This is a genomic window from Streptococcus mitis, from assembly GCF_002096925.1.
GTDB lineage: Bacteria > Bacillota > Bacilli > Lactobacillales > Streptococcaceae > Streptococcus > Streptococcus mitis_AF.
The window spans coordinates 195,747-206,423 of record NZ_NCVN01000085.1 but is presented as its reverse complement, the minus strand read 5'-3'; the positions used below and the strand labels follow the sequence as shown (position 1 = coordinate 206,423).

At 39.9% G+C, this 10,677-nt stretch carries 21 protein-coding genes; 1 reads left to right on the top strand and 20 read right to left on the bottom strand.

What is annotated here, in order from left to right:
• Window positions 1–555, top strand: a 555-nt coding sequence (locus B7692_RS10730) for a transposase (RefSeq protein WP_142360070.1), incomplete at its 5' end; no start/stop codon positions are given.
• Window positions 556–847: 292 nt separating this feature from the next.
• On the opposite strand, the gene rplQ is transcribed toward B7692_RS10730, so the two are convergent.
• The 20 genes from rplQ to rpmC form a co-directional block, all read right to left on the bottom strand.
• Window positions 848–1,234 (bottom strand): 50S ribosomal protein L17, encoded by a 387-nt coding sequence (gene rplQ / locus B7692_RS10725; protein WP_000331493.1) that lies wholly within the window; start codon window positions 1,232–1,234, stop codon window positions 848–850.
• 11 nt (window positions 1,235–1,245) lie between these two features.
• Window positions 1,246–2,181: a DNA-directed RNA polymerase subunit alpha gene (locus B7692_RS10720; RefSeq protein ID WP_000568988.1), complete on the bottom strand. Its 936-nt coding sequence runs from the start codon at window positions 2,179–2,181 to the stop codon at window positions 1,246–1,248.
• Between the two features lie 42 nt (window positions 2,182–2,223).
• Window positions 2,224–2,607: a 30S ribosomal protein S11 gene (rpsK, locus tag B7692_RS10715; RefSeq protein ID WP_001118385.1), complete on the bottom strand. Its 384-nt coding sequence runs from the start codon at window positions 2,605–2,607 to the stop codon at window positions 2,224–2,226.
• Window positions 2,608–2,624: 17 nt separating this feature from the next.
• Window positions 2,625–2,990, bottom strand: coding sequence for a 30S ribosomal protein S13 (gene rpsM / locus B7692_RS10710; protein WP_000090781.1), 366 nt, complete (start codon window positions 2,988–2,990; stop codon window positions 2,625–2,627).
• A 17-nt stretch (window positions 2,991–3,007) separates the two neighbouring features.
• Entirely contained in the window at window positions 3,008–3,124 is a 117-nt protein-coding gene (rpmJ, locus tag B7692_RS10705; protein WP_001808836.1) for a 50S ribosomal protein L36, read from the bottom strand.
• Window positions 3,125–3,148: 24 nt separating this feature from the next.
• Entirely contained in the window at window positions 3,149–3,367 is a 219-nt protein-coding gene (gene infA / locus B7692_RS10700; protein ID WP_001029883.1) for a translation initiation factor IF-1, read from the bottom strand.
• A gap of 116 nt (window positions 3,368–3,483) precedes the next feature.
• Complete coding sequence (locus tag B7692_RS10695; RefSeq protein ID WP_001050436.1) at window positions 3,484–4,122, bottom strand: adenylate kinase; 639 nt, start codon at window positions 4,120–4,122, stop codon at window positions 3,484–3,486.
• 149 nt (window positions 4,123–4,271) lie between these two features.
• Window positions 4,272–5,582: a preprotein translocase subunit SecY gene (secY, locus tag B7692_RS10690; RefSeq protein ID WP_000465403.1), complete on the bottom strand. Its 1,311-nt coding sequence runs from the start codon at window positions 5,580–5,582 to the stop codon at window positions 4,272–4,274.
• 12 nt (window positions 5,583–5,594) lie between these two features.
• Window positions 5,595–6,035, bottom strand: a complete 441-nt coding sequence (gene rplO, locus B7692_RS10685; protein WP_000766087.1) for a 50S ribosomal protein L15 — start codon at window positions 6,033–6,035, stop codon at window positions 5,595–5,597.
• A 144-nt stretch (window positions 6,036–6,179) separates the two neighbouring features.
• On the bottom strand, window positions 6,180–6,362 hold the full coding sequence (gene rpmD / locus B7692_RS10680) for a 50S ribosomal protein L30 (RefSeq protein ID WP_000057241.1): 183 nt from the start codon (window positions 6,360–6,362) through the stop codon (window positions 6,180–6,182).
• Window positions 6,363–6,375: 13 nt separating this feature from the next.
• On the bottom strand, window positions 6,376–6,870 hold the full coding sequence (rpsE, locus tag B7692_RS10675) for a 30S ribosomal protein S5 (RefSeq protein ID WP_000874202.1): 495 nt from the start codon (window positions 6,868–6,870) through the stop codon (window positions 6,376–6,378).
• Between the two features lie 17 nt (window positions 6,871–6,887).
• Entirely contained in the window at window positions 6,888–7,244 is a 357-nt protein-coding gene (gene rplR, locus B7692_RS10670) for a 50S ribosomal protein L18 (protein ID WP_000624044.1), read from the bottom strand.
• Window positions 7,245–7,327: 83 nt separating this feature from the next.
• On the bottom strand, window positions 7,328–7,864 hold the full coding sequence (rplF, locus tag B7692_RS10665; RefSeq protein ID WP_000086626.1) for a 50S ribosomal protein L6: 537 nt from the start codon (window positions 7,862–7,864) through the stop codon (window positions 7,328–7,330).
• Window positions 7,865–8,055: 191 nt separating this feature from the next.
• A complete protein-coding gene (gene rpsH / locus B7692_RS10660; protein ID WP_000245504.1) occupies window positions 8,056–8,454 on the bottom strand; it encodes a 30S ribosomal protein S8 in 399 nt (132 codons plus the stop codon).
• 181 nt (window positions 8,455–8,635) lie between these two features.
• Window positions 8,636–8,821 carry a type Z 30S ribosomal protein S14 gene (locus B7692_RS10655; protein ID WP_001085697.1) on the bottom strand — a complete coding sequence of 62 codons (186 nt, stop codon included), beginning with the start codon at window positions 8,819–8,821 and terminating at the stop codon, window positions 8,636–8,638.
• 17 nt (window positions 8,822–8,838) lie between these two features.
• Window positions 8,839–9,381, bottom strand: coding sequence for a 50S ribosomal protein L5 (rplE, locus tag B7692_RS10650; RefSeq protein ID WP_000013542.1), 543 nt, complete (start codon window positions 9,379–9,381; stop codon window positions 8,839–8,841).
• Between the two features lie 23 nt (window positions 9,382–9,404).
• On the bottom strand, window positions 9,405–9,710 hold the full coding sequence (gene rplX / locus B7692_RS10645; protein WP_000497691.1) for a 50S ribosomal protein L24: 306 nt from the start codon (window positions 9,708–9,710) through the stop codon (window positions 9,405–9,407).
• Window positions 9,711–9,787: 77 nt separating this feature from the next.
• Window positions 9,788–10,156, bottom strand: a complete 369-nt coding sequence (gene rplN, locus B7692_RS10640) for a 50S ribosomal protein L14 (protein WP_000616545.1) — start codon at window positions 10,154–10,156, stop codon at window positions 9,788–9,790.
• 25 nt (window positions 10,157–10,181) lie between these two features.
• Window positions 10,182–10,442 (bottom strand): 30S ribosomal protein S17, encoded by a 261-nt coding sequence (gene rpsQ, locus B7692_RS10635; RefSeq protein ID WP_000440801.1) that lies wholly within the window; start codon window positions 10,440–10,442, stop codon window positions 10,182–10,184.
• A gap of 24 nt (window positions 10,443–10,466) precedes the next feature.
• Window positions 10,467–10,673, bottom strand: a complete 207-nt coding sequence (gene rpmC / locus B7692_RS10630) for a 50S ribosomal protein L29 (RefSeq protein WP_000772918.1) — start codon at window positions 10,671–10,673, stop codon at window positions 10,467–10,469.
• Window positions 10,674–10,677 lie beyond the last annotated feature (4 nt).

Genomic DNA, 10,677 nt, shown 5'->3' with positions numbered 1-10,677 from the left:
CATGACTTGAAGACAGTTGTCGCAGATGCTGGATATGGAAGTGAAGAGAACCTCCTTCGTTTAGATGAAAAGCAGGTAAACCATCTGATTAAATATGCCATGTTTGATAAGGAACAAAAGAGAGGGTATAAACAGTCGGATAGAAACTTAGCGAATTGGCACTATGATGACAAGGAGGATAGCTACACACATCCTTACGGCTGGTATTATCGTTTTCACCATATCAAACATCAGAAAACACAGACGGACTTTCAACAGGAAATCAAGGTTTACTACGCTGATGAACCTAAATCAGCCCCTCAAAAGGGACTGTATATGAACGAACGCTATAAAAACTTGAAAGCTAAAGAATGTCAGGCGCTTTTATCTCCCCAAGGTAGACAGATTTTCGCTCAACGCAAGATTGATGTGGAACCTGTCTTTGGGCAGATAAAGGCTTGTTTGGGTTACAAGAGATGTAATCTGAGAGGGAAGCGTCAAGTGAGAATTGACATGGGATTGATACTTATGGCCAATAACCTCCTCAAATACAATAAGAGAACGACTCAAAATTAAAAAGCTAGAGTTCCGCAATTGGAAATCTCTAGCTTCTTTGTGGCTGAGAACTATTTTGTCTTAGGTTCAAGACTATTATTTCAACCCACTACAGTTGACAAAGAGCCACTAAAATACTCAAAAACGCCTGCTTACGAAGTTGTTCTTAAGCAAAAAACAATTTCGTAAACAAGCGTCTACTATCCCAACTTATGATGAGTGTTCCCGCTAGGACCGAAATCCTAGCGGTAGACCAGAGCTAGACTAAGAGCACAAGACTCCATCATCATAACACTCAACAAAATTGATGATTTTATACTAATTCGATGATCGCCATTGGCGCTGCATCACCACGACGTGGTTCAGTTTTAAGGATACGAGTGTATCCACCGTTACGTTCAGCATAACGAGGTGCGATTTCTGAGAACAATTTTTGAAGTGCTGTAGTAGAAGTGTACTTATCAGTTGCTTCATCATAGTTTTCAGATGCGATTTCATTACGTACGAAAGCAGCTGCTTGACGACGTGCATGCAAATCACCACGTTTACCTAGAGTAATCATTTTTTCAACAGTTTTACGGATTTCTTTAGCACGAGCTTCAGTTGTCACGATTGATTCGTTGATCAAAAGGTCAGTTGTCAAATCGCGAAGCATTGCTTTACGTTGTGAGCTAGTGCGTCCTAGTTTACGGTAAGCCATTTATTCCTCCTTTATTTATCTTTTAATCCAAGACCCAAATCAATGAGTTTGAGTTTCACTTCTTCCAAACTCTTGCGTCCAAGATTTCGTACTTTCATCATCTCTGCTTCAGATTTTTCTGTCAAATCATGCACAGTATTGATACCGGCACGTTTCAAACAGTTGTATGAACGCACAGACAAGTCCAGTTCCTCAATCGTACGATCCAAAATACGGTCGTCAGATTCAGTATCAGCTTCTTTCATCACTTCAGTTGACTTAGCAATCTCAGTAAGATTTGTAAACAAATCAAGATGTTCTGTCAAAATACGTGCTGAAAGCCCTAAAGCATCTTCTGGAATAATTGTTCCATTTGTCAAGATTTCAAGGGTTAATTTGTCAAATCCATCATTGCTACCTACACGAGCAGGTTCCACTTGATAGTTGACTTTTGTAACTGGTGTATAAATAGAATCTACAGCAAGTGTTCCAACTGGTGCATTATCTTTTTTATTTTCATCAGCAGGTACATATCCACGACCACTGTTAACAGTCATAGTCGCTTTTAGGGAAGAACCTTCACCGATTGTAAAGAGATAATGATCTGGATTTACAATTTCAATATCGCTATCTGTCAAAATGTCACCAGCTGTTACCTCAGCAGGACCTTCAACATCCAGTTCGATGATTTTTTCGTCTTCAACGTACGATTTCACTGCAATTCCTTTAATGTTCAGAATGATTTGCATCACGTCTTCACGAACACCTGGAACTGTGTCAAACTCATGTAACACACCATCAATATTGATAGATGTCACAGCTGCTCCTGGTAGAGAAGCTAGAAGTACACGACGAAGAGAGTTACCAAGAGTTGTACCGTAGCCACGTTCAAGTGGTTCGATTACAAACTTGCCATAATCTTTATTTTCATCAATTTTTGTTATATTTGGTTTTTCAAACTCGATCATTTAGTTACTCCCTCTTAAACGAAAAGCAGTGTAATGCGATGATTATACACGGCGACGTTTTGGAGGACGAGCACCATTGTGTGGCACTGGAGTCACATCACGAATTGCTGTTACTTCAAGACCAGCGGCAGCAAGCGCACGAATAGCTGACTCACGACCAGAACCTGGACCTTTTACAGTAACTTCAACTGATTTAAGACCGTGTTCTTGTGCAGATTTAGCAGCAGCTTCAGAAGCCATTTGAGCAGCGAATGGTGTAGATTTACGAGAACCTTTGAAACCAAGAGCACCAGCTGATGACCAAGCAATTGCATTACCATGCACATCAGTAATCATAACAATAGTGTTATTAAATGTAGCGTGAATATGAGCAATACCAGATTCGATATTCTTTTTCACACGACGTTTACGTGTTGGTTTAGCCAAGACTTTTACCTCCTATATTATTTTTTCTTACCAGCAATCGCAACAGCTTTACCTTTACGAGTGCGAGCGTTGTTTTTAGTGTTTTGTCCACGGACAGGAAGTCCACGACGGTGACGGATACCACGGTATGAACCGATTTCCATCAAACGTTTGATGTTCAAGTTTACTTCACGACGAAGGTCACCTTCAACTTTGATTGCATCCACTTCACGACGGATAGCATCTTCTTGATCTGATGTAAGATCACGTACACGAACATCTTCTGAGATTCCAGCAGCAGCCAAAATTTTCTTAGATGTTGCAAGTCCGATACCATAAACATAAGTCAATGAGATTACTACGCGTTTGTCATTTGGAATGTCAACTCCAGCAATACGAGCCATGTTTTCTCCTTTCTATCTTATCCTTGACGTTGTTTGTGTTTTGGATTTGCTGGGCAAATTACCATAACACGACCATTACGACGAATAACTTTACAGTATTCGCAAATTGGTTTGACCGATGGTCTTACTTTCATTTCTTATCCCTCCAAGTTTTTCGATTATTTAAAGCGGTAAGTGATACGTCCACGTGTCAAGTCATATGGACTCATTTCGACAGTAACACGATCTCCCGCTAAAATACGAATATAGTTTTTACGAATTTTACCAGAAACTGTTGCTAAAATCTGGTGTCCATTTTCAAGTTCAACCGTAAACATTGCATTCGGCATTGTATCAACTACTTTGCCTTCAACTTCAATCACATCGTCTTTTGCCACGCAAAAGCACCTCCATAAATTTCGATTCGATGTCTCTAGACACAGAGACAACAATTATAAGTCAGACTATCTCAGTATAACATTTGTAGCGGATTTTTGCAAGTGTGAAAAACGCTTTATTTCAAATTTGTCAATACTTTTTCGATATCTGAGAAGACATCATTGATATCTTGATTACCTTCGATGTCATGAACCAAACCTTTGGCACGGTAGTGAGCAATGATTGGTTCCCCTTGAGCAATATTCACATCCAAACGACGTTTGACTGTCTCAGGCTTATCATCTTCACGTTGGTAGTAATCTTCTTCTTTATAGTCAACTGGTGGGTTAAAGACCTTGTGGAAAGTTTCTCCAGTTACGCGGTGGATGATACGGCCACTCAAACGTTCCAAGAGGCTGTCTGGATTCACTTCGATGTTGATAACACCTTCTAGTTCGATGCCAAGTTCAGCCAATGTTTTGTCTAAGGCATGAGCTTGTTCAATTGTACGTGGGTAACCATCCAACAAGAATCCTGTTTCTTTAATATCATCTTGTGAAAGACGTTCTTTTACGATTCCATTTGTAACTTCGTCAGGAACCAATTCACCCTTGTCAATGTATGACTTAGCAAGAACACCCATTTCAGTTTGATTTGCCATAGCAGCACGGAACATATCACCTGTTGAGATATGTGCAACATGGAATTGTTCTACGATTTTTGCTGCTTGAGTTCCCTTACCTGCACCAGGTAAGCCCATAATCAAAAGATTCATGATTTGATCTCCTTATTTTATTTTTAAATAGAAGCAAAAAGTCTTTTCACCCCTATTTAAAAACAAAATAGAAGAGGGGAGACCAAACTCTCACTAATGTTAGAGTTAAACCTCCACTCCCTCAGCATTTACTGACTCAGTAAATACTTTTATTCTGTTCTGTCCATGAAACCAACATACTTACGTTTCAATAGGTAACCTTCCAATTGTTTGATTCCTTCAATACCTGTAGAGATAATGATCAAAAGACTAGTTCCTCCAAAAGCAACTGCTTCTGAAAGTCCGAAAACATCTTTTGCTACGATCGGTAAAATCGAAATCACACCAAGGAAGAGAGAACCAACCGTTGCAAGACGACGAAGAAGTTTAGACATATATTCTTCTGTACCTTTACCAGGACGAACTCCGTGGATATAAGCACCGCTCTTTTGTAAGTTTTCTGCCGCTTTTTCAGGATTAATCTGTACAAACGTATAGAAGAATGTAAAGAGAATAATCAATAAAGCATACATAGCAATACCAGTTGGTGAAGTTGTTGCCAGCATTTCTTGTGCTGTTCTTACCCAAGCCCAATCATGACCTGTGGCGCTCAAAAACTGAAGAATAGCCGCAGGCGCTGCAGTAATCGAACTTGCAAAGATAACAGGGATAACTCCAGCAGGGTTTACCTTCAAAGGAAGGTAAGAGCTAGATGGAGCACCTTGTGCAACCTTAGTATATTGGATTGGAATTTTGTATTCTGCTTGTTGAACATAAGTTGTAAAATAAATAATCAACAATACAGTAATAATCAAAATGATTACGAAAATGATAGATGAGTTGATACGGCTACTTGGGACGTTCACAAAGTAGTCAACATAGATGCCTTGAATCATCTCTGGAATTGAGGCAACAATCCCGGCAAAGATAATCATAGAAACACCATTTCCGTATCCCTTATCTGTAATTTGCTCTCCCAACCAAGTCACAATCATACTACCAGCTGTTAAGATGATACCAATCATGATAAAGACTTGTGGTGTAAGAGCTGTTTTCAACAATTGAGCTCCAGCTAAAGTATTAAAACCTGCTGTAATCCCGATAGATTGCACAAAGGCTAGAACAAGAGCAATATAACGAGTAGCTTGATTTAATTTTCTTCGACCTACTTCCCCTTGTTTACCCCACTCTACAAATTTGGGTAAAATATCCATTTGCAAGAGTTGGACAACGATAGAGGCCGTAATGTAGGGACTAACACCAAGAGCAAAAACTGAGAAGTTTTTCATGGCATTTCCTGACACCAAGCTCAACATGTTTAAGAAGGATAATCCACTTAAAGCATTCAAGCTATTGGCATTCACACCAGGAACTGTAATGCTAGTTCCGATACGAAAGACCAAAACGATAAAAATTGTAAATAAAATTTTTGATCGAACCTGCTTGACTTTAAGAGCTTCTCTTAATAATTTAAAAAACATAGGTCACCTCTCTTAGATGACTTCTACTGAACCACCTTTAGCAGTGATAGCTTCTTCAGCTGATTTAGAGAATTTAGCTGCTTTCACAGTCAATTTCTTAGTCAACTCACCGTTACCAAGAATTTTAATACCTGATTTTTCAGCTTTAACAATTCCTGCTTCGATAAGAACAACTGGAGTAACTTCAGCACCATCTTCAAAGACGTTCAATTGGTCAAGGTTCACAATTGCGTATTCTTTAGCGTTGATGTTAGTGAATCCACGTTTTGGAAGACGACGGAACAATGGAGTTTGTCCACCTTCAAAACCAAGGCGAACTCCGCCACCGCTACGAGCTTTTTGACCTTTTTGACCACGACCAGATGTTTTACCGTTACCTGATGAAGTACCACGACCAACGCGGTTACGTACTTTACGAGAACCTTCTGCAGGTTTCAATTCATGAAGTTTCATTTTTATTTTCTCCTCTTTTGTAAAATGCTAGCGCCGATAAGGGAGAAAAGGTTGTCTCCCCCATCAACTCGCCTATACGACGTCATCATAGATGACTATATCTAGTTTTAGGGGATGGTATAGTGCACATCCCCTAAAAATTCATTAGTTTACTTCTTCAACTGTTACCAAGTGAGATACTGCAGTGATCATACCACGGATAGCAGCGTTATCTTCTTTAATAACAGAGCTGTTCAATTTGCCAAGTCCAAGTGCTACAACAGTTTTACGTTGTGATGGAATGCGTCCGATTGGAGACTTAGTCAAAGTAATTTTAATTTGAGCCATTTTATCCCCTTTCTTATGCCAAATCAGAAACTGAAATACCACGAAGGGCAGCAACTTCTTCAGCGCGTTTCAATTGTTTCAAACCTTCAACAGTTGCACGAACAATGTTGATTGGAGTGTTAGAACCAAGTGATTTAGATGTAATATCTGCCACACCTGCCAATTCCACAACGGCACGAACTGCACCACCAGCGGCAACTCCAGAACCTTCTACAGCAGGTTTCAACAATACTTTAGCTCCACCGAATTCTGAAAGAACTTCGTGTGGGATTGTTGTTCCAACCATAGGAACTTCGATCAAGTTTTTCTTAGCATCATCTACTGCTTTACGGATTGCTTCTGGAACTTCTTGAGCTTTACCAGTACCAAATCCTACGCGACCGTTGTGGTCACCAACAACAACAAGAGCTGCGAAACGAAGACGACGTCCACCTTTAACAACTTTTGTAACACGGTTGACAGCAACTACGCGTTCTTCTAATTCAACTGCATTGTCTTTAAATGCCATTTTCTAGTGTCCTCCTATTAGAATTTCAATCCGTTTTCACGAGCTGCATCAGCCAAAGCTTTCACACGTCCGTGATATAGATATCCACCGCGGTCGAACACCACTTCTGAAATACCTTTAGCGTTTGCACGTTCTGCAACGAGTTTACCGACAGCAACGGCTTGTTCAGTTTTAGTTCCTTTTGAAACTTCTTTGTCAAGAGTTGAAGCACTTGCGAGCGTTACACCCGCTACGTCATCAATCACTTGAGCGTAGATGCCTGTATTAGAACGGAATACGTTCAAACGTGGGCGATCAGCAGTTCCAGAGAGTTTTCCGCGAACGCGACGGTGGCGTTTTTGGCGGAGTTTGTTTTTATCTGGTTTTGAAATCACAGTTTTCACCTCTTTAGTTTTAAATCGTGTGCTATGCACAAAGTTGGAAAATAGGTTGGTGGTTGAGACTCAACCACTCAACATTATTTACCTGTTTTACCTTCTTTACGGCGAACGAATTCACCAACGTAACGGATACCTTTACCTTTATATGGTTCTGGTGAACGAAGGCTACGTACGTAAGCAGCTGTTTGACCAACTACTTCTTTTGAAATTCCGCTAACAACGATTGTTGTTGGGTTTGGAAGTTCAAAAGTAATTCCTTCTGGAGCTTCAACTTCGTCTGGATGAGATTTACCAACAGCCAAAACAAGTTTAGATCCTTGAAGTTGTGCACGGTAACCAACCCCGCGCATTTCAAGTTCTTTCTTGAATCCTTCTGATACACCAACAACCATGTTGTTCAAAAGGGCACGAGTAGTTCCGTGGATAGTTTTCATTTCTTTTGAATCATTTGGACGGTGAAGAGTTACTTCAGTACCTTCCACACGGATTTCAATATCTTTTGAGAACTCACGAGTAAGTTCTCCTTTAGGTCCTTTTACAGTTACAACGTTGTCATTGTTAGTGATTTCTACACCAGCAGGCAACACGATAACTTTATTACCAATACGTGACATGTTTATTTTCTCCTGTTAAATTGTCAGGCCAGAACGGCCAGTTTTCACGGGGTTCAGATACTTATTTAGTTCAAGAGCTGAACTGAACACGCTCTAAGAACTGTGCAAAATAGATAAGTTGGCTTGTTTGTAAACAAACTTCTCCAACTTTCTAATTTTGCTTTGTTCTTTACGAGCTTTGTATCTTGATTTTACCAAACGTAAGCGATAACTTCTCCACCAACATTCTTTTGGCGTGCTTCTTTATCAGTAAGCAAACCTTCAGAAGTTGAAAGGATAGCAATTCCAAGTCCGTTAAGAACTTTTGGAAGGTCTTCACGTTTTTTGTAGACACGAAGTCCTGGTTTAGAAACACGTTTCAAGTTAGTGATAACTTTTTCACCGTTTGGTCCGTATTTAAGGAATACACGGATGATGCCTTGTTTGTCATCTTCGATGATTTCAACGTTTTTTACAAAACCTTCGCGTTTAAGGATTTCAGCAATCCCTTTTTTGATGTTTGATGCAGGTACTTCAAGTACTTCGTGTTTAGCTTGGTTAGCATTACGAATACGAGTTAGGAAGTCTGCGATTGGGTCAGTCATAACCATTTTGTTTTTCTCCTCTTACTAGTAGTTTGCAAGTTGCACTTGCTAGTTAATGATTGAGCTAGGCTCAGAATATGTTTTCTAGGTTTCAATTCCTAAGTGAGTCTAGGCATCTGCTTGCAGGCATAACTTGAGTTAGGCAAAAGCAGATAACGACGAATCACGACGGGATTGAAAGCTAGAATTACCAAGATGCTTTTGTTACACCAGGGATTTGTCCTTTGTAAGCTAATTCACGGAAGCAAACACGGCAAAGTTTAAATTTGCGGTAAACTGAATGTGGACGACCACATTTTTCACAACGAGTATAAGCTTGAGTAGAGAACTTCGCTGGACGTTTGTTCTTAGCAATCATTGATTTTTTAGCCATTAGATTTACCTCCTATATTATTTTGCAAAAGGCATTCCAAGGCCTGTAAGCAATGCACGTGACTCTTCGTCAGTGTTAGCAGTTGTTACGATAACGATGTCAAGACCACGAGTTTTGTCAACGTCATCGAAGTTGATTTCTGGGAAGATCAATTGTTCTTTCACACCAAGTGTGTAGTTTCCGCGTCCGTCAAATGATTTTGTTGGAACACCGTGGAAGTCACGTACACGTGGAAGTGAAACTGAAACCAATTTATCCAAGAATTCGTACATACGTTCACCACGAAGGGTAACTTTTGCACCGATCGCAACACCTTCACGAAGACGGAAGCCGGCGATTGATTTTTTAGCTTTAGTGATAAGTGGTTTTTGACCTGAGATAAGTGCCAATTCTTCAGCAGCTTTTTCAAGGCTTTTAGCGTTTGATACAGCTTCACCAACACCCATGTTCAAAACGATCTTATCTACTTTAGGCACAGCCATCACTGATGAGTAGTTGAATTGTTCTGTCAAAGCAGGAACTACTTCATTAAGATATTTTTCTTTTAAACGATTTGCCATTATACTTCTCCTTTCCTTCGTGATTAATCAAGCACTTCGCCTGATTTTTTGTTGTAGCGAACTTTTTTACCGTCTACAAATTTGTAACCAACACGACCAGCTACACCATTTTTATCCAATACTTGAACGTTTGATACGTGGATAGCGGCTTCTTTCTCAATGATACCACCTTGAGGAAGTTCGTTAGTTGGACGTTGGTGTTTCTTAACGATATTAACACCTTCAACGATAACTTTGTTTACTTTTGGAAGGGCAGTAAGGACAACAGCTTCTGTTCCCTTATCTTTACCAGCGATTACGCGAACTTTGTCGCCTTTTTTTACAAACATTAGGTTTCTCCTTGATTTTTCTTACGCCCATAAGGGCACCCTAGCTTTAAGCTAGGGGACTAGTTTGTTTTTAAAAATTAAAGTACTTCTGGAGCAAGTGACACGATCTTCATGAAGCCACCTTCACGCAATTCACGTGCAACTGGGCCAAAGATACGTGTTCCGCGAGGAGTTTTGTCTTCACGGATGATAACTGCTGCGTTTTCGTCAAATTTGATGTATGAACCATCAGCACGACGAGCACCTGATTTAGTACGAACGATAACTGCTTTAACAACGTCACCTTTTTTAACCGCACCACCAGGAGTAGCTTGTTTTACAGATGCCACGATAACATCACCGATGTTTGCAAACTTACGTCCTGAACCACCAAGAACTTTGATAGTCAAGATTTCGCGAGCACCGCTGTTGTCTGCGACTTTCAAACGAGTTTCTGTTTGAATCATTTCAGTTTTCTCCTTTCAGGTTTGATTAGATGATGACCGCTTCTTCAACAACTTCTACAAGACGGAAACGTTTTGTAGCTGAAAGCGGACGAGTTTCCATGATACGTACGATATCGCCTTCTTTGGCAACATTGTTTTCATCATGAGCTTTGTATTTTTTAGAGTAGTTAATACGTTTACCATAGACTGGGTGGTTACGTTTTGTTTCAACTACAACTGTGATTGTCTTGTCCATTTTGTCAGATACAACACGTCCAACAAGAACTTTACGATTATTGCGTTCCATTGAAATTTCTCCTTCCCTAGTCTATTATTTCGCTTCAGATTGAACTGTTTTGATACGAGCGATTTGTTTTTTAACTTCTTTCAAGCGAGCTGTTTGTTCCAATTGACCAGTAGCAGCTTGGAAACGAAGTTCAAACAATTCTTTTTTCAATTCGTTTTCGCGCTTCGCGAGTTCTTCTTGAGAAAGACCACGAAGTTCTTTAACAAATTCTTTTACTTCATTAAGTTTCATGCCT

Bases quoted from the DNA above. Each gene is read 5' to 3' on its own strand.
- rplQ (WP_000331493.1), bottom strand. From the start codon at position 1,234: ATGGCTTACCGTAAACTAGGACGCACTAGCTCACAACGTAAAGCAATG.
- B7692_RS10720 (WP_000568988.1), bottom strand. From the start codon at position 2,181: ATGATCGAGTTTGAAAAACCAAATATAACAAAAATTGATGAAAATAAA.
- rpsM (WP_000090781.1), bottom strand. From the start codon at position 2,990: ATGGCTCGTATTGCTGGAGTTGACATTCCAAATGACAAACGCGTAGTA.
- rpmJ (WP_001808836.1), bottom strand. From the start codon at position 3,124: ATGAAAGTAAGACCATCGGTCAAACCAATTTGCGAATACTGTAAAGTT.
- B7692_RS10695 (WP_001050436.1), bottom strand. From the start codon at position 4,122: ATGAATCTTTTGATTATGGGCTTACCTGGTGCAGGTAAGGGAACTCAA.
- secY (WP_000465403.1), bottom strand. From the start codon at position 5,582: ATGTTTTTTAAATTATTAAGAGAAGCTCTTAAAGTCAAGCAGGTTCGA.
- rplO (WP_000766087.1), bottom strand. From the start codon at position 6,035: ATGAAACTTCATGAATTGAAACCTGCAGAAGGTTCTCGTAAAGTACGT.
- rpmD (WP_000057241.1), bottom strand. From the start codon at position 6,362: ATGGCTCAAATTAAAATTACTTTGACTAAGTCTCCAATCGGACGCATT.
- rpsE (WP_000874202.1), bottom strand. From the start codon at position 6,870: ATGGCATTTAAAGACAATGCAGTTGAATTAGAAGAACGCGTAGTTGCT.
- rplF (WP_000086626.1), bottom strand. From the start codon at position 7,864: ATGTCACGTATTGGTAATAAAGTTATCGTGTTGCCTGCTGGTGTAGAA.
- rpsH (WP_000245504.1), bottom strand. From the start codon at position 8,454: ATGGTTATGACTGACCCAATCGCAGACTTCCTAACTCGTATTCGTAAT.
- B7692_RS10655 (WP_001085697.1), bottom strand. From the start codon at position 8,821: ATGGCTAAAAAATCAATGATTGCTAAGAACAAACGTCCAGCGAAGTTC.
- rplE (WP_000013542.1), bottom strand. From the start codon at position 9,381: ATGGCAAATCGTTTAAAAGAAAAATATCTTAATGAAGTAGTTCCTGCT.
- rplX (WP_000497691.1), bottom strand. From the start codon at position 9,710: ATGTTTGTAAAAAAAGGCGACAAAGTTCGCGTAATCGCTGGTAAAGAT.
- rplN (WP_000616545.1), bottom strand. From the start codon at position 10,156: ATGATTCAAACAGAAACTCGTTTGAAAGTCGCAGACAACAGCGGTGCT.
- rpsQ (WP_000440801.1), bottom strand. From the start codon at position 10,442: ATGGAACGCAATAATCGTAAAGTTCTTGTTGGACGTGTTGTATCTGAC.
- rpmC (WP_000772918.1), bottom strand. From the start codon at position 10,673: ATGAAACTTAATGAAGTAAAAGAATTTGTTAAAGAACTTCGTGGTCTT.